The sequence below is a fragment of the Rhodocaloribacter litoris genome, from assembly GCF_011682235.2.
Lineage (GTDB): Bacteria > Bacteroidota > Rhodothermia > Rhodothermales > ISCAR-4553 > Rhodocaloribacter > Rhodocaloribacter litoris.
On sequence record NZ_CP076718.1, the window covers coordinates 1,748,150 to 1,768,880 of the forward strand.

A 20,731-nucleotide genomic window follows, 5' to 3' on the forward strand; every position below is an offset into this window, starting at 1 on the left:
TGATCGGTTGAACGGCAGGCCGTGGCCGGGCTCCGGGCGGCCCCGCATCCGGCTTGCGATACGCGCCGCCGCCAACCGGCACGCTAGCTGCGAACTTCTTCGAGGTACTTGTCCACGTCCATGCCGAAGTGCAGGTTGCGTTCTTCGAGCACCTGGATCAGCTCCTGGAGGGACTTCCGGCCGAAGTTGCGGAACTTCAGCATCTCGGACTCTTCGCGGCGGACGAGGTCGCCGATCGTCTTGATGTTGGCCGTCTTGAGGCAGTTGTGGGCCCGCACCGAGAGGTCGAGTTCGTCGACCGACTGGGCCAGCAACTCGCGGATACGCTGCACCTCGGCGTCGACCTCCTTCTCCTCGGGGGTCGGCTGGGGCTCGCTGTCCATCTTGATGAACAGGTTGACGTGGTCCCGCAAGATGGTGGCGGCCTGTGCCAGGGCCTCGTCCGGGGCGATGGAGCCGTCGGTATCGATCTCCATCGTGAGCCGTTCGAAGTCGATCTTCTGTCCCACGCGCGTCTGCTTGACGGTGTACCGGACGTTTTCGATCGGCGTGAAGATGGCATCGACGGCGATGACCCCGATGGGGTCGTCGGCGCGTTTGTTCTCGTCGGCGGGGACGTAGCCGCGCCCGCGCCCGAGCCGCAGTTCGACGCTCAGGTGGGCATCGTCGGCCAGCGTGGCGATGTGGTGGTCGGGGTTGAGCACCTCGTAGTCGCTCGTGGCCTTGCCGATGTCGGCGGCCGTCCAGGCCCCCGGGCCGTTGAGCGTCAGGTGGATGACGCCTTCGGCGTTTTCGTTCGCCTTGAAGCGTACCCCTTTGAGGTTCAGGATCACGTCGGCCACGTCCTCGGTCACGCCCGGGATCGTGGAGAACTCATGCTGCACCCCGTCGATCTTGACGGCCGTGATGGCCACCCCCGGCAGGGAGGACAGCAGCACACGCCGCAGGGCGTTCCCGATGGTCACGCCGAATCCCCGTTCCAGCGGTTGAATCACAAAGCGCCCGTAGGTCTCGGTGATCTCTTCTACTTCAACGCCTTCCGGCATTTGAATCGCAAACGTGCTCATAGTAGATCGATCAATACTTTAGCAGGATGGCAGGCGGCCCCGGCCGAGGCCGGCGCACCTGCAGGATGGTTCCCTTCCGCCCGTGCAGGGAACCCACGCCCCGGCACCGCGCGGCACTACTTCGAGTAGAGCTCGACGATGAGGTGCTCGCGGATGTTCTCCGGGATGTCTTCCCGGTTCGGGTAGTCGAGAAACTTGCCCTGCATCGCCTTGCGGTCCACTTCCAGCCAGGGGAAGCTGCGGCGACTGCGCTGGAGCGACTCCCGGATCACCTCGAGGTTACGGCTGCGCGGGCGGACGGCGATGACGTCCCCGCTGCGAAGCTGGTACGACGGGATGTCAACCACCTGGTCGTTGACCATGATGTGGCCGTGGTTGACGAGCTGCCGGGCCTGGCGGCGCGTCCGGGCAAAGCCCAGGCGATAGACGGTGTTGTCCAGCCGGGCTTCGAGAAACTTGAGCAGGTTCTCGCCCGTGACGCCTTTCTTGCGCGAAGCTTTCTCGAACAGGTTGCGAAACTGGCGTTCGAGCAGCCCATAGGTGTACTTCGCCTTCTGTTTCTCTTTCAACTGCACGGCATACTCGCTCTCTTTCGAGCGGCGCGAGCGGCCGTGCTGCCCCGGCGGGTAGGGCTTGCGCTCGACGGCCTTGCTGGGGCCGAAGATCGGCTCCCGGAACCGCCGGGCAATCTTCTGTTTGGGGCCTCGGTATCGGGCCATGGTCGGTGCTCCTGTCTCGTTTGTTTAAAAGGACAACAAACGTACGGATACGCCCGCAGCGTATCCGTAACCGGGCTTAGGCCGAAGGGCTCACACGCGGCGGCGCTTCGGCGGCCGGCAGCCGTTGTGCGGAATGGGCGTCACGTCGCGGATCGTGGCGATCTCGAGGCCGGCGTTGGCCAGCGCGCGGATGGCCGACTCGCGGCCCGCGCCGGGCCCCTTGACGAACACGTCCACGCGGCGCAGGCCCAGGTCATAGGCTTCCTTGGCCGCCGCCGAGGCCGCCACCTGGGCCGCATACGGCGTGTTCTTGCGGCTTCCCTTGAAGCCCATCTTACCCGAGCTGGCCCACGAGATCGTGTTGCCGTACTGGTCGGTGAGCGTGACGATCACGTTGTTGAAGGTCGCCTTGATGTGGGCCTGCCCGTTCGATTCGACGACGACGTTCTTCTTACGGACGCGGCTTCCGCCTCTCTGTCTCTTTGCCATAGTCTAGCTTGATGCGGTCGGCTCCGGACCGGCAGCCTCCGGCGGGCTCCGGTCTTCACGGGAAGACCCGGCCCGGCCCGGCCGCCGGACACGGTCTTACTTACGGGGTGCCTTCTTCTTGCCGGCAACGGTCTTGCGCTTCCCTTTGCGGGTGCGGGCGTTCGTCTGTGTGCGTTGCCCGCGTACCGGCAGCCCCCGGCGGTGACGCAGCCCCCGGTAGCAGCCGATGTCCATCAGCCGCTTGATGTTGAGCTGCACCTCCGTGCGAAGCTGCCCTTCTACGATGTAATGATCCTCGATCAACCGGCGGACGGTGCGGGTCTGCTCCTCCGTCCAGTCCTGCGGGCGCGTGTCGACGTCGAGCCCGGCCCGCTGCAGAATCTCCCGGGCCCGCGACCGGCCGATCCCGTAGATCGACGTGAGCGCGATCTCGCCGCGCTTCTGGGGAGGAACGTCAACTCCAGCGATACGTGGCATGTTTGATGGCAGGTTGTGGATTGCAGCGCACAGGGGGCCTCCCGGGGCCCGACGCCCACGCCTGAAATCCGGGATGAAACTACCCCTGACGCTGTTTGTGCTTGGGGTTCTTCTTGTTGATCACATAGATGCGGCCCTTCCGACGCACGATCTTGTCGTCGGCGCTCCGCTTCTTGACACTGGCACGAACTTTCATGACGCTGGTCTGGGCTGGGTGGCTAAACAGGGAGCCGGGGAAACTTCGCGTAGCCGGTGTGTAACGCCGCTTCGCTCGATAAGTTCGCCGGACGTCATTTGTACCGGTAGACGATCCGGCCCTTGGTCAGATCGTAGGGGGAGAGCTCGACCTTGACGCGGTCACCCGGCAGGATCTTGATAAAGTGCATCCGCATCTTGCCCGAGAGCAGTCCCAGAATCTCGTGGCCGTTCTCCAGACGCACGCGGAACTGGGCGTTGGGCAGGGCCTCGATGACCTCCCCGTCCTGTTCGATCGGCTTCTGTTTAGCCATGGTGAATGAGTTCTGCGTTGAGCTTGTAGGGAGGCGTCCCGATCACCTCCTCGATATAGGCGAACGTGGTCAGCACTTCGGGGGGGCCGCCGCGCTGCACAGCCACCATGTGCTCGTAATGCGCCGAAGGTTGCCCGTCGGCGGTGCGGACCGTCCAGCCGTCGGCCTCGGTGACGACCTCGGCCGTGCCCAGGTTGACCATCGGCTCGATGCAGAAGGTCATGCCGGGCTTGAGCTTGCGGCCGGTCCCCCGTCGCCCGAAGTTCGGAACCTGCGGGTCCTCGTGCAGGCGACGGCCGATGCCGTGCCCGACCAGGTCCCGCACGACGCCGTAGCCGTACTGCTCGCAGTGGGTCTGCACGGCATAGGCAATGTCGCCGACGCGGCGTCCCGCCACCGACTCGGCGATCCCTTTCAGCAGCGCCTCGTAGGTGACGCGGCAGAGCTGTACCCGCTCGGCCGAGATCGCACCGACGGCAAACGTGTAGGCGCTGTCCCCGTAATAGCCGTTGAGCACCACCCCGCAATCGACCGAGAGCAGGTCCCCCTCCTCGAGCGGCACCTCGTCCGGAATACCGTGCACCACGACGTCGTTCCGCGAGACGCAGAGCGTGGCCGGGAAGACCCGCCCGCCCACCTGGTATCCCTTGAAGGCCGGCACGGCCCCGTGGCGACGGATGAACGCCTCGGCGACCGCATCCAGCTCGCGCGTCGTCACGCCGGGGCGGATGTGCCGGGCCACCTCGGCCAGCGTCCGGCCGACCAGCTCGGCACTCTCCCGCAAACGGGCCAGTTCGCGATCGCTCTTCAGATGTACCATCCGTCGCTGTCGTGTTTTCAGACGCGGCGCCCGCGCACGCGGCCGCTCTTCATGAACCCGTCGTAGTGACGCATCAGCAGGTGGCTCTCGATCTGCTGCAGCGTGTCCAGCGTCACGCCGACCAGGATGAGCAGGCTCGTACCTCCGAAGAAGTGGGCGAAGCCAGGCGTCACGCCCGCCTGCATGGCAATGGCCGGCAGGATCGCCACCACGCCCAGGAAGATCGCGCCGGGCAGGGTGATCCGCGTCAGGATGTTGTCGATGAATTCGCTCGTCTGCTTGCCCGGCCGGATCCCCGGGATGAAGCCGCCCTGCCGCTTCATCGTGTCGGCCATCTCCTTCGGGTTGACGGCGATGGCCGTGTAGAAATAGGTGAAGAAGACGCAGATGAAGAAGAAGACGATGGAGTACCCCCAGCCGGAGATGTCCGAGAACCAGGCCCCGAACTGCTGCATGAACGCACTGTCCGGGAAGAAGGACGCCACCGTGGCCGGCACGAACATGATCGACTGGGCGAAGATGATCGGCATGACGCCCGCCGCGTTGACCCGGAGCGGCAGGTACTGCGTCGTGCCGCCGTAGACCCGCCGCCCGACGACCCGCTTGGCGTACTGCACCGGGATCCGGCGCGTGCCCTGCGTCACCAGCACCACCCCGGCCGTCACCAGCGCCAGCACGCCGATCTCGACCAGGAAAATGAACAGGTTGCCGGCCAGCTCGAACTCGTTGATGAGCGCCGTCGGCAGGAAGGCGATGATGCTGATCATGATGATCAGCGAGATGCCGTTGCCGATGCCGTTCTCGGTGATACGCTCGCCCAGCCACATCACGAAGACCGTGCCGGCCGTCAGCACGATCATCGTGGTGAAGATGAAGAAGGTCGGGTTGATGATGATGGCCTGCCCGGTGGCCCCGTACTGCAGGTTGATCGCAAACCCGACGGCCTGCAGGGCGGTGATGCCGACCGTCCCGTAGCGCGTCAGCTGGGTGATCTTGCGACGCCCTTCCTCCCCTTCGCGCTGCAGCTTCTGGAAGTAGGGCACCACCGCCCCCATGAGCTGGATGATGATCGAGGCGGTGATGTAGGGCATGATGCCCAGGGCAAAAATGCCGGCGGCGCTGAAGGCGCCCCCTACGAACATATCCAGCAGCCCGAACAGGTTGTTCTGATCCCCACCCGCCGCGTTGATCTCGGCAAGGACGTGGGCATCGACGCCGGGCAGCGTCACGTACGTGCCCAGGCGGTAGACGATGAGCAGGCCGAGCGTGTAGAGGATACGCCGCCGCAGCTCCTCGATCTTCCAGATGTTTCGAACACTCTCAGCGAGACCGGCCATAACGGATCGCGGATGATGGATGGCGCAGGACGAACGGGCCGGCCGGGCCCTCGCCCTCCGTCATCCGGAATCTACGGTTGGATGACGGTGGTGCGGCCACCGGCCGCTTCGATCTTCTCCTTCGCAGAGGCGCTGAAGGCATGCGCCGAGACGTTCAGCGCCACCTCCAGGGTTCCGCTGCCCAGGATCTTGACGCGCTCCCCGTCCCGGGCGGCACCCGCCTCGACCAGGAGCGCCGGGGTGATCTCCTGCGCCGGATCGAGCCGCCCCGCCTCGACGAGCGCGGCCAGCCGGGTCAGGTTGATGGCGCGATAGGTCTTACGGAAGGGATTCTTGAAACCGAACTTGGGCACGCGCCGCTGCAACGGCATCTGGCCGCCCTCGAACCACGCCGGAATTTTTGCCCCGGAGCGGCTCTTCTGCCCCTTGGTGCCCTTCGTGGAGCTGTGCCCGCCGTAACCGGACCCGACACCACGCCCGATGCGCTTGCGCTTGCGCCGGGCCCCCTCGGCATGTTTGAGATTACTCAGGTTCATGACTTGTCGCTGGCTAGGAACGCCCGCCCCGGCCGTATCCGGGACGAACTCGCTTAACGAATGGAAATGTACGACCTTACGCCCGCTTATGTTTGCCTGCGGTCCGAAAAAAGGCCGCCGGTTCTAGGATTCGACCGTTTCGACCCGCACGAGGTGGTGCACCTTGTCGATCATCCCGCGGATCTGCGGGGTGTCTTCGTGCAGAACGCTCTGGTGCAGGCGTCGCAGGCCGAGCGCGGCCATCGTCCGCTTCTGCGTCGCCGGCCGGCGGATCGTGCTGCGTACCTGGGTGATTTTCAGCTTCGGCATGGGTCTTCGTCTCGGCCAGCGGCCTGCCGGCGGGCCGGCGGCCTGCTGGCGATTGTCGTTATCAACCTTCGAACACCTTCTTGAGCGGCACACCGCGCCGGCGGGCCACCTCCAGGGGATCCTCCAGGTTGGCCAGGGCGTCGATCGTGGCCGCCACCTGGTTGTGCGGGTTGCTCGAACCGAGCGACTTTGACAGGATGTCCGTGTAGCCGGCGCACTCGAGCACCGCACGCACCCCGCCGCCGGCGATGACCCCCGTACCGGGCGAGGCCGGCTTGAGCAGCACCCGGCCGGCATCCTGCCGCCCGACGACCTCGTGCGGCACCGTGCCCCGGCGGATCGGCACCCGGATCACGTTCTTCTTGGCATCCTCGGTCCCCTTGGCGATGGCGTCGGCCACCTCGTTGGCCTTGCCCAGCCCGGCCCCGACGAGCCCGTTGCCGTCACCGACGACCACGACGGCGTTGAAGGAGAAGCGGCGCCCCCCCTTAACGACCTTCGCCACCCGGTTGACCGAGACCAGGCGCTCGATCCATTCCTGCTGGGCCTCCGCCGCCCGCTCGCGCTTCCGGCGGTTTCTTCCTTTTGCCATGATCTATCTCGGCGTGATTCAAGGTTGCATGATTAAAACTGCAGCCCGCCCTCGCGTGCCCCTTCGGCCAGGGCCCGAACGCGGCCGTGGTAGCGATACCCGTTGCGGTCGAACACGACCCGTTCGATGCCGGCCTGCCGGGCCTTTTCGGCCAGGCGCTGCCCGACGGCCTTGCTCACGGCCACCGGGCTGTCCCCGGCGATGCCGTCCTCGAGGCTGGAAGCGGCCGCCAGCGTGTGACCCGCCAGATCGTCGATCAGCTGGGCATAGATGTGCCGGTTCGACCGGAACACGCTCAGCCGCGGCCGTTCCGGCGTGCCGGTGATCTTGCTCCGGATGCCCCGCCGGACGCGCTGGCGCCGCGCAAGCTTTTTGCGGATACTCGTCTTCGTTGCCATATCGCCTTTCCATTCGCCGAAGGATTGCCGACCCTTCGGCCTTTTCTTGCTTGGGGTTCACCGGGCCGCGTGGGCCCGCGCACTCATCGGGCTGCCGTCTTGCCGGCCTTGCGCCGCACGTACTCGCCCACGTACCGGATGCCTTTGCCCTTGTAGGGCTCCGGCGGGCGCAACGCACGGATCTTGGCCGCCACCTGCCCGACCAGCTGCTTGTCGATGCCTTCGACGGTGATGACGGTGTTCTGACCGCGGGCCGAGGTCACCGAGATGTCGATGCCCGGCGGGGGGACGAAATAGATCGGGTGGGAGTAGCCCAGCGCCAGCTCCAGCACACCGCCCGCCATCTCCGCCCGGTACCCGACGCCGATGACCTCCAGCTGGCGACGATACCCCTGCGTCACCCCCTCGACCATGTTGTTCAGCAAGGCCCGGTAGAGACCGTGCAGGGCCTTGTGGCGCTTCTGGTCCGTCGGGCGCGTCACCACGATCTCGCCATCCTCCAGCGCCACGCGGATGTCCGGATCCACCTGCAGCGTGAGCTGCCCCTTCGGCCCGGAGACCGTCACCACGTTGTTCGGCGCGACGTTAACCTTGACTTTGTCGCCGACGGGAATCGGCATCTTGCCAATGCGTGACATCTTCCGCTCGTTTTTGAGGTTTGCCTGATGCGGGCCGGCTAGTAGACGTAGGCCAGCACCTCACCGCCGATGTGGAGGCGGCGGGCCTCTTTGTCCGTCATCACCCCGCGCGACGTGGAGATGATGGCGATCCCGAGGCCGTTGCGCACACGGGGCAGGTCATCGGCCCCCACGTACCGGCGCAGCCCGGGCCGGGAGACCCGCCGCAGATCCCGGATGGCCGGGTTGCCGTCGGCGTCGTACTTGAGATAGATGCGCAGCAGCCCCTGCTTGCCGTCGTCGATGTTGAGGTAGTTGCGGATATACCCCTTGTCCTGCAGGATCTGCGTGATGGCACGCTTGAGCCTGGAGGCCGGGACATCCACATGCCGGTGCCGGGCCTGCTGCCCGTTGCGAAGCCGGGTCAGGTAGTCGGCAACCGGATCGGTTATTCCGCTCATAGGTCTGTCCTTATCTTTCAGCCAGTTCGCCCGGGGCAGGTCCCCGCCGGCGCTTGGCCACTAAGTGAAGGAGGGCCGGGCCACGTCACCAGCTTGCCTTCCGCACGCCCGGAATCTTGCCCGAGAGGGCCATCTCACGAAACACGATGCGGGAGACGCCGAAACGGCGCAGGTACCCGCGGGCGCGCCCGGTCAGGGCGCAGCGGTTCCGCAGGCGCACCGGGCTGGCATTGCGCGGCAGCTTCTGCAGCGCCTCCCAGTTGCCTTCCTCTTTGAGGCGGCGGCGCTTCTCGGCGTATTTGGCCACCAGACGCCGGCGTTTGCGCTCACGTGCGATCCAGCTTTTCTTTGCCATATTTTTTCGCTCTTCGTATCGGTCTTACAGGGGGGCACCCGCAGGACTCAGGCGGCTTCTTCGACCGCTTCCGCCCGGCGGACGAAGGGCATGCCCAGCGCCTTGAGCAGGGCATAGGCCTCCTCGTCCGTCTCGGCCGTGGTCACGAACGTCACGTCCAGCCCGCTGATGCGGTCGATCTTGTCGACGTCGATCTCGGGAAAGATGATCTGTTCCTTGATGCCCAGCGTGTAGTTGCCCCGCCCGTCGAAGCTCCGCTCGGGCACGCCGCGAAAGTCGCGCACGCGGGGCAGGGCCAGCGTCACGAGGCGGTCGAAGAATTCCCACATGCGGTCGCCGCGCAGCGTCACCATCACGCCGACGGGCATGCCGGCGCGCAGCTTGAAGTTCGAGACGCTCTTGCGGGCTTTCCGCACGACGGGGTGCTGCCCCGTGATGCGCCGCAGCTCGTCGACGGCGTCGTCGAGCACCTTCTTGTTCTGCGAGGCCTCTCCGACGCCCTTGTTGACGCAGATCTTCACCAGGCGCGGCACCTGCATGACGTTCTTGTAGCCGAACTGCTTCATCAGCTCGGGCACGACCTCGTCCTGGTACTGCTTTTTCAGTCTCGGTACGTAACCGTCCATGGCTTTGTCTTTCTCGGTCTTAGGCGGCCTGCCTGGGGGCAGCGCAGACGGGTGGAAATCACCGGCCGGCGCGCGGGTTCCGCCTGCATGGAAGCTTCACCGGTTCAGCGGTCGAGTTCCTCGCCGGTGGTCTTGGCATAGCGGATCCAGCGGCCGCGCCCGGTCTCCGGGTCCTCGATCCGCTTGCGCCCGACGCGCGTCGGCTCGCCGTTGCTGTCCAGCGGCATCACGTTCGAGACGTGGATCGGCATCTCCCGCTCGATGCGCCCCCCTTCCGGGTAGACCTTGTTCGGGCGGGTGTGCCGGATCCGCACGTTGACCCCTTCGACGATGACGCGCTCTTTCTCGGGGAACACGACGAGGATCTTGCCCTCCTTGCCCTTTTCGTTCCCGGCGATTACGCGCACCATGTCGCCCTTGCGAACGTGCAGCTTCTTCTGCTTGTTCTTCGTGCGAGGCATCGTTCAATTTCGGATTAGTGGCTTGCGGCGTGGCGCCCGCCGGCGCCCGTTTTGCAATCAGAGGACTTCGGGGGCCAGCGAGACGATGCGCATGAACTGCTTCTCGCGCAGCTCGCGGGCCACCGGGCCGAAGATACGGGTTCCGCGCGGCTCGCCCTGGTTGTTGAGCAGCACGGCGGCGTTCTCGTCGAAGCGGATGTAGGAGCCGTCCTTGCGGCGGTACTCCTTCTTCGTGCGCACGACGACGGCGCGCGAGACGTCCCCCTTCTTGACGTTGCCGCCGGGGATGGCGCTCTTGACGCTGACCACGATCAGGTCGCCCACGCGGGCGTAGCGCCGCCCGCTGCCGCCCAGCACCCGGATGCAGAGCACTTCCTTCGCCCCGCTGTTGTCGGCAACCTTCAGTCTGGATTCCTGCTGAATCATCGTCCTTCTCCAGGTTTCGGGTTCAGGGTGCGGAGGCCGGGCACCTGGCGGCGGCCCGGCCCGCACGTATGCGGAACGTTACTTGGCGCGCTCGACGATCTCGACGAGACGCCAGCGCTTGCGCTTGCTGAGCGGGCGCGTCTCCATGATGCGCACCGTGTCGCCCTCGTTGGCTTCGTTGTGCTCGTCGTGCGCCATCAGCTTCGTCGTCTTCTTGACGAACTTGCCGTAGATGGGGTGCTTCACCTGGCGCTCGATGGCCACCAGGATGCTCTTGTTCATCTTGTTGCTGACGACTACGCCGACGCGCTCTTTGCGTGCGTTTCGGGTCTGCTGTTCCATGTTGCTCTCTCTGGCTTGGTGAGCCGTAGGCCGTTTCCTCACCAACTACCGGGTGAACGGGGCGGCCTGCCTCAGGCGGCCGCCTCCGCTTTTTCTTTCTCGTTCAGGATGGTTTTCAGGCGCGCGATGAGCCGGCGCTTCTGGCGCAGGAGCATCGGGTTGGGCAGCTCGGCGATGGCGTGCTGGAAGTTCAGCTGGTTGAGCTGGTCTTCCTCTTCCTTGATGCGCGCCCGGATCTCTTCGGCACTGAGCTCGCGTATCTCCTTGGCTTTCATGGTGCTTCCGGGGTTTAGGCGCCCTGGTAATCCGGACGTACGACAAACTTGGTCTTGATCGGCAGCTTGTGCTGGGCCAGGCGCATGGCCTCACGGGCCAGCTCGAGCGAGACCCCGCCGCCGACCTCGAACATGATACGCCCCGGCTTGACGACGGCCACCCAGTACTCGGGCGAGCCCTTGCCTTTCCCCATGCGGGTCTCGGCGGGCTTCTTCGTGATGGGCTTGTCCGGAAAGATGCGGATCCACACCTTGCCGGCACGCTTCATGCGGCGGGTCATCGCAATACGGGCCGCCTCGATCTGGCGGCTCGTGATCCGGCCCGGCTCCAGCGCCTTGATCCCGAAATCGCCAAAGCTGATCCGATGGCCGCGCGTGGCGATCCCCTTGATGCGACCTTTTTGCACCTTGCGGTGCTTGACGCGCTTGGGCATTAACATGGTCGTACCTCTCTGGCTTGATCGGCGCCTGCCCGGCGGGGCCGGCGCTTGCGTTCGACGAACGGAGCGTCAGCCTCTCTCGGCCCGGCGGCGACGCCGGCGGCGACGCTCGGGCGAGGGCTCCATCTGCTGCATCTGCTGGCGCTGTGCCTGCACGTTCGGGCTCAGGTCCGGCCGCCCGAGGATCTCACCCCGGTAGATCCACACCTTGACCCCGGTCGTGCCGTAGATCGTGTAGGCCGTCGCCTCGGCGTAGTCGATGTCCGCCCGGATGGTATGCAGCGGTACGCGCCCCTCCAGGTACTGCTCGGTGCGGCTCATCTCGGCCCCGCCGAGCCGGCCGCTGAGCCGGATACGGACGCCCTCGGCCCCCATCCGCATCGCGGCCGTGATGGCCTGCTTCATCGCCCGGCGGAACGAGACGCGCCCTTCGAGCTGCTGCGCAATGTTCTGCGCCACCAGGCTGGCGTCCAGCTCCGGCCGCTTGATCTCGTTGATGTTGATCTGGATGTCCTTGTTCGTCAGCTTCTTGATCTCCTCGCGAAGCTTCTCCACCTCGGCCCCGCCCCGCCCGATGACGACGCCGGGGCGGCTGGTGTGGAGCGTCAGGATCACCCGGCGGGGGGTGCGCTCGATGACAACCCGGCTCAACCCGGCCCGGCGCAAGCGCGCCGTCAGGTACTTCCGGATCTCCTCGTCCTCGACGAGCTTCTCGGAAAAATCCTTCTCGGCGTACCAGTTGGAATCCCAGCCCCGGATGACACCGAGGCGAAACCCTACGGGGTGTGTTTTCTGACCCATTATCGATCTCGGATTGAGGCCGGCAACCGGCGGCCGTACGCTGCCGCTCGCCGCGCCTGCCTGTATCTGCTTATGAAACGGCTTCTTCAGCGGCCTCGAGGGTGCCGACGACGACGGTCAGGTGGGCCGAGCGCTTGCGGATGGGGTGTGCCCGCCCCCGCGGCGCCGGACGGTACCGCTTCAGGCGCGGCCCCTCGTCCACCCGGATCTCGCGAACCACCAGGGCGTCCTCGTCGATCCGCTCCTCCGGGTGCTGGTTGATCAGGTTGTGCACCGCCGACAGGATCGCCAGCTTGACCTGCCGGGTGACCTGCTGCGGCAGAAAGTTCAGGATGTCGAGCGCTTCGGGCACCCGCTTGCCGCGCACCACGTTCACCACGGGGCGCATCTTGCGCGGCGAACTCCGGATGTACTTGCGTACCGCTCTTGCTTCCATCGTCCGATCTCAGATTTTGCTTCCGGAGGCGTGGACCCGGGATCCGACCGAAACGCCGACCGGCCCCGGCCCCTCCTCACGAAAAGGTTTTACCGTTTTCCGCGCTTGTCCTTCTTCGTCCCGGCATGCCCGCGAAACGTGCGCGTGGGGGCGAACTCGCCCAGCCGGTGCCCGACCATGTTCTCCGTCACATAGACGGGGACGAACTTGTTGCCGTTGTGCACGGCAAAGGTGTGCCCGACGAACTCCGGCGTGATCAGCGAGGCCCGGCTCCAGGTTTTGATGACCTTCTTCTTGCCGCTGCGGTTCAGCTCGTCCACCTTGCGCTGGAGCTTGTAGTAGACGTAGGGGCCTTTTTTCAATGACCGCGACATAGCTTTTTTCCGGCAAAGGTTTTACTTCTGCGTGCGACGACGGATGATGTACTTGTTCGAGAGCTTCCGCTTCCTGCGCGTCTTGAAGCCCTTGGCCGGCTGTCCCCAGGGCGAGCGGGGATGCCCGCCGGAGGCCTTGCCTTCGCCACCGCCCATGGGGTGGTCGATGGGGTTCATCGCCACACCGCGCGTCTTGGGCCGTACGCCGAGCCAGCGCTTGCGCCCGGCCTTGCCCAGGTCGATGTTCATGTGGTCCGGGTTGCTGGTGGTCCCGATCGTGGCCATGCAGGCCGCCGGGATCATCCGCGTCTCGCCGGAGGGCAGCTTCAGGATGGCGTAGTCGCCTTCCCGGGCCGTAAGCTGGGCATAGGTACCGGCCGAGCGGGCCAGCTGGGCGCCCTTGCCGGGGCGCATCTCGATCGCGTGCACAAACGTACCGACCGGCACGTGCGTCAGCGGCAGGCAGTTACCCGGCTCAGGCGGTGCTTCCGGCCCGTTCATCACCGTCATGCCCACCCGCACCTCGTTCGGCGCGAGGATGTACCGCTTCTCCCCGTCGGCATAGACCAGCAGGGCGATGCGGGCCGAGCGGTTCGGGTCGTACTCGATGGCCGCCACACGGGCCGGCACACCGAACTTGTTCCGTTTGAAGTCGATCACACGGTAGCGGCGCTTGTGGCCGCCGCCCTGGTGCCGCACCGTGATGCGCCCGGCATTGTTGCGCCCGCCCTTCTTCTTCAGCGGCTCCAGCAGGCGCTTCTCCGGCTTCGACTTCGTGATCTCGTCGAACGTCGCCACCGAGCGCTGCCGCTGCCCGGGTGTCGTCGGTTTCAGCTTCTTGATTGCCATGGGAATCTTGACGCTCGGGCCTACCTGCTCCCCGCCGTCGCGACGAGCTTTGCGCCCGGTGAATGGTTAAAGGTTTCAGCCGCTATACCTGCTCGTAGAAATCGATCGGGTCGCTGTCGGCCGTGAGGGTGACGATGGCCTTCTTGTACGACGCCTTGCGCCCTTCGACCGGACCGCGCCGGGTGAACTGGCGACGCCGCTTGCCGCGCACGATCATCGTGCGGACCTCTTTCACCTTCACGCCGGGATAGTGGGCCTCCACCGCGCGCCGGATCTGCACCTTGTTGGCATCTTTGTGCACCTGGAAGGCATAGTGCCGCTCCTCCATGAGGGCGGTCATCTTCTCGGTCACGATGGGGCGAATCAGGATTTTCTCGATCATGGCTTTTGGGTTCTGCTATCCCCGGAGACGTTATTCGGCGGACGCCGGGGCCGCCTGGCCGAGCTGGGCCGTGAGCGCCTCCAGGGCGCCCACCTGCATCAGGACCACCTGGGCCCCGAGCAGGTCGAGCGTCGAGGCGTTGCGGGCCTCGCGCACGGTTACCTTCGGCACGTTGCGGCCGGAGCGGTAGACGGCCGCCTGGTGCCCGGCCGTCAGGATGAGCACGCGGCGCCCGTCGACGCCGAAGGCGGCCAGCAGCTCCTCCAGCCAGCGGGTGCTCGGCGCCTCCAGGCTGAAGTCCTCGACGACCCGGATGGCCTCCTCGCGGGCCTTGTACGTCAGCGCGGACCGGCGGGCCAGCTGCTGCGTCTTGCGGTTGACCTTGAGCCCGTAGGTACGCGGGCGCGGGCCGAAGATGGTGCCACCGCTCCGGCGTATCGGGCTCTTCGCATCGCCCGCGCGGGCGTAGCCGGTGCCTTTCTGGCGGTAGAGCTTGCGCGTCGAGTGCGCGTTCTCACTCCGCTCCTTCACCTTGTGCGTGCCCTGGCGCGCGTTCGCCTGAATGCGGCGCACGTCCAGCCAGATCGCATGGTCGTTCGGCTCCACGTCGAAAACCGAAGCGTCGAGCGTCACCGTCGTACCCGCCTCGCTGCCGTCCTGCCGGTAGACCTTCAGTTCCATAGCTGTCTTTCGGATTGCGGAGGGCAGGCTTCGGATCGAACCCTTCCGTAAAGGGCCCGCCTCCCCCCGTGCGTGCACTACTGTTTCTTGTAGATCTCGACCAGCCCGCCTTTCGGCCCGGGCACGGCACCGCGCACCAGCAGCAGGCTCTGATCCGCCAGCACGCGGACCACCTCCAGGTTCTTCATCTTGACGCGGACGTGGCCCGTACGCCCGGCCATGCGCATCCCCTTCCACACGCGGGAAGGATCCGACGAGGCCCCGATCGAGCCGGGCGCCCGCTCCCGGTTGTGCTGGCCGTGCGTCTGCATCCCGACGCCGCCGAAGCCGTGCCGCTTGACGACACCCTGAAAGCCTTTGCCCTTCGAGACACCGGCCACGTCGACGCGTTCACCCTCGGCGAAGAGGTCCTCGAGGCGCACCTCGTCCCCCAGGGACACCTCCAGGCCGAAATCCCGGAACTCCTTCAGCTTGCGCTTCGGGGTGGTGCCGGCCGCCTCGAAGTGCCCGCGCAGGGCTTTCGACGTCCGCTTCGCCTTCTTCTCCCCGTAGGCGAGCTGCACGGCGCGGTAGCCGTCGGTCTCCTCGGTCTTCACCTGGGTGACCACGTTCGGCTTCGCCTCAATGACGGTACAGGCGATCTGGTTGCCCGCCGCGTCGAAGACGCTCGTCATGCCGAGCTTCTTTCCTATCATACCGCTGCTCATTGCAATCCCCTTTGCTGTGATCCCCGCTCCGGGATCGGATTGATAAGCACGTCCGTTCTCGCGCTCACGCCCGCGAAAGCGTCAGCACGACCTCCCCTTCCAGCGTCGTGTTCAGAACCAGGTTGAGCACGTTGCTGGCCCCCCGGACTTCCAGCGTATCCTCCCCCCGGAAGGTAAACCCGAAGGGCACCGGCGTCGGCGCACCGCCGAACTCGACCGTGAGCGTCAGCGTCCCCTGGGCCTCGCTGAGGGCGTAGGGCCCCGAGAGGGTGAGGTCATCACCTTCCACCAGGTCGACGACCAGGCGATAGGTGCCGTCGGCGTCGAAGGTCGCCTGCACGCTGTTGAAATTCTGCTGGAACGTGGGGGTCTGGTCGCCGCGGGCGTCCGAGACGCCCACCAGCACCCAGCTCCCGACGATCAGCTCCGCCGGCGCGGGCTCGTCGCCGCCGCTGTCGCAGGCTGCCAGCCCCAGCGCCGCCAGCACCAGCACGCAACCCCAGCGCCTCAGCACGCCTCCGTTTTCCGTCGCCGGCGTCATACCTTGATCTCCACGTCGACGCCGCTGGGCAGCTCCAGCTTCATCAGCGCATCGACCGTCTTGCTGCTGGTCGAGAGGATGTCGATCAGCCGCTTGTGGCTGCGCGTCTCGAACTGCTCGCGGCTCTTCTTGTCCACGTGCGGGCTCCGCAACACCGTGTAGACGGACTTCTTCGTGGGGAGCGGGATCGGCCCGCTCACGACGGCCCCCGTCGACTTCACGGTGCGGATGATCTTCTCCGCGCTCTTATCGATCAGGCTGTGGTCGTACGACTTCAGCTTGATGCGAATCTTCTGGCTGGCCATAAAAGTTTGCCCTGAAAAAGGTTAGTCCAGGATTTTGGTGACGACGCCGGCCCCGACGGTGCGCCCGCCCTCACGGATGGCAAAGCGCAGCCCTTCCTCCATCGCCACCGGCACGATCAGCTTCACCTTGAAGCGCGTGTTGTCCCCCGGCATGACCATCTCCACCCCCTCGGGCAGGAGAATGTCCCCCGTCACGTCCGTCGTCCGGAAGTAAAACTGCGGACGGTAGCCCTGGAAAAACGGCGTGTGACGGCCCCCCTCCTCCTTCGAGAGCACGTACACCTCGCACTCAAACTCCCGGTGCGGCGTCACCGAACCCGGCTTGCACACGACCATCCCCCGCTCGACCTCGTCCTTGTCGATCCCGCGCAAGAGCAAACCCACGTTGTCCCCGGCCTGCCCCTGGTCGAGCAGCTTCCGGAACATCTCCACCCCCGTCACGGTCGAGCTCAGCTTCTCCTCCTGCATCCCGATGATCTCCACCGGCTCGCCCACCTTGATCACGCCCCGCTCGATCCGGCCCGTGACAACCGTCCCGCGACCCGTGATCGAGAACACGTCCTCGATCGGCATCAAAAACGGCTTGTCGATGTCGCGCTCCGGCGTCGGAATGTACTCGTCGACCGCGTTCATCAGCGCCAGGATCTGCTGCTCGGCCTCCGGGTCCCCGTTGAGCGCCTTCAGCGCCGAACCCCGGATCACCGGCACCTCCTCCCCCGGAAACTCGTACGCCTCCAGCAGCTCGCGCACCTCCATCTCGACCAGCTCGAGCAGCTCCTCATCGTCGACCAGGTCCACCTTGTTGAGAAAGACCACGATGTAGGGCACGCCCACCTGGCGCGCCAGCAGGATGTGCTCGCGCGTCTGCGGCATCGGCCCGTCGGTGGCGGCCACGACCAGGATCGCCCCGTCCATCTGCGCCGCCCCCGTGACCATGTTCTTGACGTAGTCGGCGTGCCCGGGGCAGTCGACGTGCGCGTAGTGGCGCTTCTCGGTGGCGTACTCGACGTGCGCCGTGGCGATCGTGATGCCGCGCTCGCGCTCCTCGGGGGCGTTGTCGATCGAGTCGAAGGTGCGCACCTGGTTGGCCGGGTCCTGCACGTGCTTGGCCAGCACCTGCGTGATGGCCGCCGTCAGCGTCGTCTTGCCGTGGTCCACGTGCCCGATCGTACCCACGTTCACGTGCGGCTTGCTCCGAACAAACTGTTCCTTTGCCATGGCGTAAGCTCCTGTCTCTTTCTCGTAGGGTATCCTGTTGATGGAAAACGGGGAACGCGGGGGCGTGCCCCCGAGATGCCGGTGCAGGCCTCAGGCGGTCGCCACACCGGAAGCCCGTGCGATGACCTCGTCGGCGATCTGCTTCGGCACCTCGACGTACTGGTGAAACTGCATGGTGTAGATGGCCCGGCCCTGCGTCAGCGAGCGCAGGTCGGTCGAATAGCCGAACATCTCGGCCAGCGGCACCAGCGCCTTGATGACCTGGGCATCCTGGCGCTGCCCCAGGCTCTCGATGCGGCCCCGGCGGCTGTTCAGGTCGCCGATGACCTCACCCATGTATTCTTCCGGCGTGACGACCTCGACGGCCATGACGGGCTCCATGAGCACGGGCTCGGCGCGGCGCGCCGCCTCACGGAACGCCATGCGCCCGGCGATCTCGAACGACATCTGGTCCGAGTCGACGGCGTGGAACTTGCCGTCGTAGAGACGCGCCCGGATGCCTTCGATGGGATAGCCGGCCAGCGGCCCCTGCGACATGGCGGATTCGATACCCTTCTGCACCGACGGAATGAACTCCTTCGGGATGGCCCCGCCGACGATGTCGTTGATGAACTCGAGCCCGACCCCCGTCTCGTTCGGCCCGATCTCCACCCAGACCTCGGCGAACTGGCCGCGCCCGCCCGTCTGTTTCTTGTGCGTGTAGCGCTGGTCCACGGTCTTGCGGATGGCCTCGCGGTAGGCCACCTGCGGCCGCCCCACGTTGGCCTCGACCTTGAACTCGCGCCGGAGACGGTCGACGATGATTTCGAGGTGCAACTCGCCCATACCGGCGATAATGGTCTGCCCCGTCTCCTCGTCGATGCTGACCTTGAAGGTCGGGTCCTCTTCGGCCAGCTTCTGCAGGCCCTGGCCCAGCTTGTCGCTGTCCGCCTTGGTCTTGGGCTCGATGGCGATGCGGATGACCGGCTCGGGAAACTCCATCTGTTCGAGCAGGATGGGGCGGTCCACGTCGCAGAGCGTGTCACCGGTACGGATCTCCTTGAGGCCGACGGCGGCGGCGATGTCGCCCGCCCGCACCTCGTCGATGTCCTCGCGGTGGTTGGCATGCATGAAGAGCAGCCGGCCGATGCGCTCCTTCTTGCCGGTGGTGGCGTTGAGCACCTGCGACCCCTTCTGCAGCGTCCCGCTGTAGACCCGGAAGAACGTCAGCTTCCCGACGTAGGGGTCCGTCATGATCTTGAAGGCAATGGCGCTGAAGGGCTCTTCCGGATCCGGGCGCCGCACCTCCTCCGTCTCCGTCCCCGGCACCATGCCCTTGATGGCCGGGATGTCCAGCGGGCTCGGCAGGTAATCGATGACGCCGTCGAGCAGGCGCTGCACGCCCTTGTTTTTGAAGGCCGAACCGCAGAAGACCGGCGTGATGTCCATGCTCAGCGTCGCCTCCCGCACCACGGCCCGGATCTCCTCGGGGGTGATCTCCTCGCCTTCGAGGTACTTCATCAGCAGCGCGTCGTCATGCTCGGCGACGGCTTCGAGCAGGTTGATGCGCCAGTGCCGCGCCTCCTTCTTGAGGTCGTCCGGCACGGGAATCTCGTCCCAGGTGGCGCCGTGGGTTTCGTCGTGCCAGATGATGGCCTTGTTGGCCACCAGGTCGATGACGCCCCGGAACATGTTGCCCGTGCCGATGGGGATCTGCACGGGAACCGGATTGGCCTTCAGCCGCTCGCGCATCTGGTTGATGGCGGCCTCGAAGTCCGCGCCCGTCCGGTCCATCTTGTTGACGAAGGCGATGCGGGGCACCCGGTACTTGTTGGCCTGCCGCCAGACCGTCTCGGACTGGGGCTCGACCCCGCCGACGGCACAGAAAAGCGCCACGGCCCCGTCGAGCACACGCAGCGAGCGCTCGACCTCGACGGTGAAGTCGACGTGCCCCGGCGTGTCGATAATGTTGATGCGGTGGTCTTTCCAGAAGCAGGTAGTCGCCGCGCTGGTGATGGTGATGCCGCGCTCCTTTTCCTGCTCCATCCAGTCCATCGTGGCACCGCCCTCGTGCACTTCACCCATGCGGTGCACGCGGCCGGTATAGAAGAGAATGCGCTCGGTGGTGGTCGTCTTACCGGCATCGATGTGCGCCATGATGCCGATGTTGCGCATTCGCTCCAGCGGATATCGTTTGTCGTCAGCCATGATCTATGCGAAAAAGTGAACCTCCCTCTCGGGCCGGCGGCACCGCCGGATGCTAGAACCTGAAATGGGCGAACGCCTTGTTGGCCTCGGCCATGCGGTGGGTATCGTCTTTCTTCTTGATGGCCCCGCCTTCGCCACGGGCCGCACTCATCAACTCGTTGGCCAGGCGGTTCGCCATGCTCTTGTCGTTGCGGGCACGAGCGTACTGGATCAGCCAGCGGAACGCCAGCGTCATGCGCCGCTCCGGCCGCACCTCGATGGGCACCTGGTAGGTGGCCCCACCGACACGGCGGCTGCGCACCTCCACCAGCGGCGCCACATTGTTGACGGCCTTCTTGAACACCTCCAGGCCGGGCTCCTTCGCCCGCTCTTCGATCAGGTCGAAAGCCTGGTACACGATGCGCTGCGCCACGCTCTTCTTACCGTTCTTCATCACGGCGTTGACGAAGCGCGCCACCAGCTCGTCGTTGTATACCGGATCAGGCAATACCTGACGCCGTTCTGCTCGTTTTCTACGCATAGGAATATCGGACTGTCAAGAAGCCGGCCGCCGGCGAGCGACCGGCCCACACGTTGACCCTGCAAGCGAAACGGGGACGCCCCACCAACCCCTACTTCTTGGGCCGCTTGGTCCCGTACTTCGAGCGCCCCTGTTTGCGATCCTGTACGCCGGAGGCGTCGAGCGCACCGCGCACGATGTGGTACTTCACCCCCGGCAGGTCCTTCACACGCCCTCCCCGCACCAGCACGATGGAGTGCTCCTGAAGGTTGTGCCCCTCCCCGGGAATGTAGGCGATCACCTCGACACCGTTGGTCAGGCGCACCTTCGCCACCTTGCGCAGGGCCGAGTTCGGCTTTTTCGGCGTCGTCGTATACACACGCGTGCACACGCCGCGCCGCTGCGGGCACGAAGAAAGCGCCGGCGACTTCGTCTTCCTGGTCTTGGGATGACGTCCTTTCCGAACAAGCTGCTGAATCGTTGGCACGTACGCTC

At 65.7% G+C, this 20,731-nt stretch carries 34 protein-coding genes; all 34 read right to left on the reverse strand.

What is annotated here, in order from left to right:
* Nucleotides 1-83: 83 nt before the first annotated feature.
* On the reverse strand, nucleotides 84-1,067 hold the full coding sequence (locus GQ464_RS07150) for a DNA-directed RNA polymerase subunit alpha (RefSeq protein WP_166980962.1): 984 nt from the start codon (nucleotides 1,065-1,067) through the stop codon (nucleotides 84-86).
* Nucleotides 1,068-1,183: 116 nt separating this feature from the next.
* Nucleotides 1,184-1,786 (reverse strand): 30S ribosomal protein S4, encoded by a 603-nt coding sequence (gene rpsD / locus GQ464_RS07155; protein WP_166980960.1) that lies wholly within the window; start codon nucleotides 1,784-1,786, stop codon nucleotides 1,184-1,186.
* A gap of 90 nt (nucleotides 1,787-1,876) precedes the next feature.
* The gene (rpsK, locus tag GQ464_RS07160) at nucleotides 1,877-2,275 is read right to left on the reverse strand and encodes a 30S ribosomal protein S11 (RefSeq protein WP_166980958.1); all 399 of its coding nucleotides are present in this window, start codon (nucleotides 2,273-2,275) and stop codon (nucleotides 1,877-1,879) included.
* Between the two features lie 96 nt (nucleotides 2,276-2,371).
* Nucleotides 2,372-2,752: a 30S ribosomal protein S13 gene (gene rpsM, locus GQ464_RS07165; RefSeq protein ID WP_166980955.1), complete on the reverse strand. Its 381-nt coding sequence runs from the start codon at nucleotides 2,750-2,752 to the stop codon at nucleotides 2,372-2,374.
* Between the two features lie 79 nt (nucleotides 2,753-2,831).
* Nucleotides 2,832-2,948: a 50S ribosomal protein L36 gene (rpmJ, locus tag GQ464_RS07170; protein WP_166980953.1), complete on the reverse strand. Its 117-nt coding sequence runs from the start codon at nucleotides 2,946-2,948 to the stop codon at nucleotides 2,832-2,834.
* Between the two features lie 94 nt (nucleotides 2,949-3,042).
* Nucleotides 3,043-3,261 (reverse strand): translation initiation factor IF-1, encoded by a 219-nt coding sequence (gene infA / locus GQ464_RS07175; protein ID WP_166980951.1) that lies wholly within the window; start codon nucleotides 3,259-3,261, stop codon nucleotides 3,043-3,045.
* Nucleotides 3,254-4,081, reverse strand: a complete 828-nt coding sequence (map, locus tag GQ464_RS07180) for a type I methionyl aminopeptidase (RefSeq protein ID WP_166980949.1) — start codon at nucleotides 4,079-4,081, stop codon at nucleotides 3,254-3,256. The genes infA and map overlap by 8 nt, the downstream gene beginning before the upstream one ends.
* Nucleotides 4,082-4,098: 17 nt before the next feature.
* Entirely contained in the window at nucleotides 4,099-5,418 is a 1,320-nt protein-coding gene (secY, locus tag GQ464_RS07185; protein ID WP_166980947.1) for a preprotein translocase subunit SecY, read from the reverse strand.
* Between the two features lie 71 nt (nucleotides 5,419-5,489).
* Nucleotides 5,490-5,954, reverse strand: a complete 465-nt coding sequence (gene rplO, locus GQ464_RS07190; RefSeq protein WP_166980945.1) for a 50S ribosomal protein L15 — start codon at nucleotides 5,952-5,954, stop codon at nucleotides 5,490-5,492.
* A 123-nt stretch (nucleotides 5,955-6,077) separates the two neighbouring features.
* On the reverse strand, nucleotides 6,078-6,263 hold the full coding sequence (rpmD, locus tag GQ464_RS07195) for a 50S ribosomal protein L30 (RefSeq protein ID WP_166980943.1): 186 nt from the start codon (nucleotides 6,261-6,263) through the stop codon (nucleotides 6,078-6,080).
* A gap of 61 nt (nucleotides 6,264-6,324) precedes the next feature.
* A complete protein-coding gene (gene rpsE, locus GQ464_RS07200) occupies nucleotides 6,325-6,855 on the reverse strand; it encodes a 30S ribosomal protein S5 (RefSeq protein ID WP_166980941.1) in 531 nt (176 codons plus the stop codon).
* 32 nt (nucleotides 6,856-6,887) lie between these two features.
* The gene (gene rplR / locus GQ464_RS07205; protein WP_166980939.1) at nucleotides 6,888-7,253 is read right to left on the reverse strand and encodes a 50S ribosomal protein L18; all 366 of its coding nucleotides are present in this window, start codon (nucleotides 7,251-7,253) and stop codon (nucleotides 6,888-6,890) included.
* Nucleotides 7,254-7,336: 83 nt separating this feature from the next.
* A complete protein-coding gene (rplF, locus tag GQ464_RS07210; protein WP_166980937.1) occupies nucleotides 7,337-7,891 on the reverse strand; it encodes a 50S ribosomal protein L6 in 555 nt (184 codons plus the stop codon).
* Between the two features lie 38 nt (nucleotides 7,892-7,929).
* Nucleotides 7,930-8,331: a 30S ribosomal protein S8 gene (gene rpsH, locus GQ464_RS07215; protein WP_166980935.1), complete on the reverse strand. Its 402-nt coding sequence runs from the start codon at nucleotides 8,329-8,331 to the stop codon at nucleotides 7,930-7,932.
* Nucleotides 8,332-8,416: 85 nt separating this feature from the next.
* The gene (gene rpsN, locus GQ464_RS07220; RefSeq protein ID WP_166980933.1) at nucleotides 8,417-8,686 is read right to left on the reverse strand and encodes a 30S ribosomal protein S14; all 270 of its coding nucleotides are present in this window, start codon (nucleotides 8,684-8,686) and stop codon (nucleotides 8,417-8,419) included.
* Nucleotides 8,687-8,733: 47 nt separating this feature from the next.
* A complete protein-coding gene (gene rplE, locus GQ464_RS07225; protein ID WP_166980931.1) occupies nucleotides 8,734-9,312 on the reverse strand; it encodes a 50S ribosomal protein L5 in 579 nt (192 codons plus the stop codon).
* Nucleotides 9,313-9,416: 104 nt separating this feature from the next.
* A complete protein-coding gene (gene rplX, locus GQ464_RS07230; protein ID WP_166980928.1) occupies nucleotides 9,417-9,773 on the reverse strand; it encodes a 50S ribosomal protein L24 in 357 nt (118 codons plus the stop codon).
* A 57-nt stretch (nucleotides 9,774-9,830) separates the two neighbouring features.
* The gene (gene rplN / locus GQ464_RS07235; RefSeq protein ID WP_166980925.1) at nucleotides 9,831-10,199 is read right to left on the reverse strand and encodes a 50S ribosomal protein L14; all 369 of its coding nucleotides are present in this window, start codon (nucleotides 10,197-10,199) and stop codon (nucleotides 9,831-9,833) included.
* A gap of 78 nt (nucleotides 10,200-10,277) precedes the next feature.
* Nucleotides 10,278-10,541, reverse strand: coding sequence for a 30S ribosomal protein S17 (gene rpsQ / locus GQ464_RS07240; protein ID WP_166980923.1), 264 nt, complete (start codon nucleotides 10,539-10,541; stop codon nucleotides 10,278-10,280).
* A 71-nt stretch (nucleotides 10,542-10,612) separates the two neighbouring features.
* Complete coding sequence (gene rpmC / locus GQ464_RS07245) at nucleotides 10,613-10,816, reverse strand: 50S ribosomal protein L29 (RefSeq protein WP_166980921.1); 204 nt, start codon at nucleotides 10,814-10,816, stop codon at nucleotides 10,613-10,615.
* 14 nt (nucleotides 10,817-10,830) lie between these two features.
* Nucleotides 10,831-11,256, reverse strand: coding sequence for a 50S ribosomal protein L16 (gene rplP, locus GQ464_RS07250; RefSeq protein WP_166980918.1), 426 nt, complete (start codon nucleotides 11,254-11,256; stop codon nucleotides 10,831-10,833).
* 69 nt (nucleotides 11,257-11,325) lie between these two features.
* Nucleotides 11,326-12,057 carry a 30S ribosomal protein S3 gene (gene rpsC / locus GQ464_RS07255; protein ID WP_166980916.1) on the reverse strand — a complete coding sequence of 244 codons (732 nt, stop codon included), beginning with the start codon at nucleotides 12,055-12,057 and terminating at the stop codon, nucleotides 11,326-11,328.
* Between the two features lie 70 nt (nucleotides 12,058-12,127).
* Nucleotides 12,128-12,493: a 50S ribosomal protein L22 gene (gene rplV, locus GQ464_RS07260; RefSeq protein WP_166980913.1), complete on the reverse strand. Its 366-nt coding sequence runs from the start codon at nucleotides 12,491-12,493 to the stop codon at nucleotides 12,128-12,130.
* A gap of 89 nt (nucleotides 12,494-12,582) precedes the next feature.
* Complete coding sequence (gene rpsS / locus GQ464_RS07265) at nucleotides 12,583-12,867, reverse strand: 30S ribosomal protein S19 (RefSeq protein ID WP_166980910.1); 285 nt, start codon at nucleotides 12,865-12,867, stop codon at nucleotides 12,583-12,585.
* Nucleotides 12,868-12,888: 21 nt separating this feature from the next.
* Entirely contained in the window at nucleotides 12,889-13,716 is an 828-nt protein-coding gene (rplB, locus tag GQ464_RS07270; RefSeq protein WP_166980907.1) for a 50S ribosomal protein L2, read from the reverse strand.
* 82 nt (nucleotides 13,717-13,798) lie between these two features.
* The gene (rplW, locus tag GQ464_RS07275; protein ID WP_166980903.1) at nucleotides 13,799-14,098 is read right to left on the reverse strand and encodes a 50S ribosomal protein L23; all 300 of its coding nucleotides are present in this window, start codon (nucleotides 14,096-14,098) and stop codon (nucleotides 13,799-13,801) included.
* A gap of 30 nt (nucleotides 14,099-14,128) precedes the next feature.
* Nucleotides 14,129-14,779 (reverse strand): 50S ribosomal protein L4, encoded by a 651-nt coding sequence (gene rplD, locus GQ464_RS07280; RefSeq protein WP_166980901.1) that lies wholly within the window; start codon nucleotides 14,777-14,779, stop codon nucleotides 14,129-14,131.
* A gap of 77 nt (nucleotides 14,780-14,856) precedes the next feature.
* The gene (rplC, locus tag GQ464_RS07285) at nucleotides 14,857-15,486 is read right to left on the reverse strand and encodes a 50S ribosomal protein L3 (protein ID WP_166980899.1); all 630 of its coding nucleotides are present in this window, start codon (nucleotides 15,484-15,486) and stop codon (nucleotides 14,857-14,859) included.
* Between the two features lie 64 nt (nucleotides 15,487-15,550).
* The gene (locus GQ464_RS07290) at nucleotides 15,551-16,000 is read right to left on the reverse strand and encodes a DUF5004 domain-containing protein (RefSeq protein ID WP_166980897.1); all 450 of its coding nucleotides are present in this window, start codon (nucleotides 15,998-16,000) and stop codon (nucleotides 15,551-15,553) included.
* Between the two features lie 23 nt (nucleotides 16,001-16,023).
* A complete protein-coding gene (gene rpsJ / locus GQ464_RS07295; RefSeq protein ID WP_166980895.1) occupies nucleotides 16,024-16,332 on the reverse strand; it encodes a 30S ribosomal protein S10 in 309 nt (102 codons plus the stop codon).
* A 21-nt stretch (nucleotides 16,333-16,353) separates the two neighbouring features.
* Nucleotides 16,354-17,550 (reverse strand): elongation factor Tu, encoded by a 1,197-nt coding sequence (gene tuf, locus GQ464_RS07300; protein WP_228350410.1) that lies wholly within the window; start codon nucleotides 17,548-17,550, stop codon nucleotides 16,354-16,356.
* 90 nt (nucleotides 17,551-17,640) lie between these two features.
* Entirely contained in the window at nucleotides 17,641-19,737 is a 2,097-nt protein-coding gene (gene fusA / locus GQ464_RS07305) for an elongation factor G (RefSeq protein WP_166981128.1), read from the reverse strand.
* Between the two features lie 52 nt (nucleotides 19,738-19,789).
* On the reverse strand, nucleotides 19,790-20,257 hold the full coding sequence (gene rpsG / locus GQ464_RS07310) for a 30S ribosomal protein S7 (protein ID WP_166981130.1): 468 nt from the start codon (nucleotides 20,255-20,257) through the stop codon (nucleotides 19,790-19,792).
* 91 nt (nucleotides 20,258-20,348) lie between these two features.
* Nucleotides 20,349-20,723 (reverse strand): 30S ribosomal protein S12, encoded by a 375-nt coding sequence (gene rpsL / locus GQ464_RS07315; protein ID WP_166981132.1) that lies wholly within the window; start codon nucleotides 20,721-20,723, stop codon nucleotides 20,349-20,351.
* Between the last annotated feature and the right edge of the window lie 8 nt (nucleotides 20,724-20,731).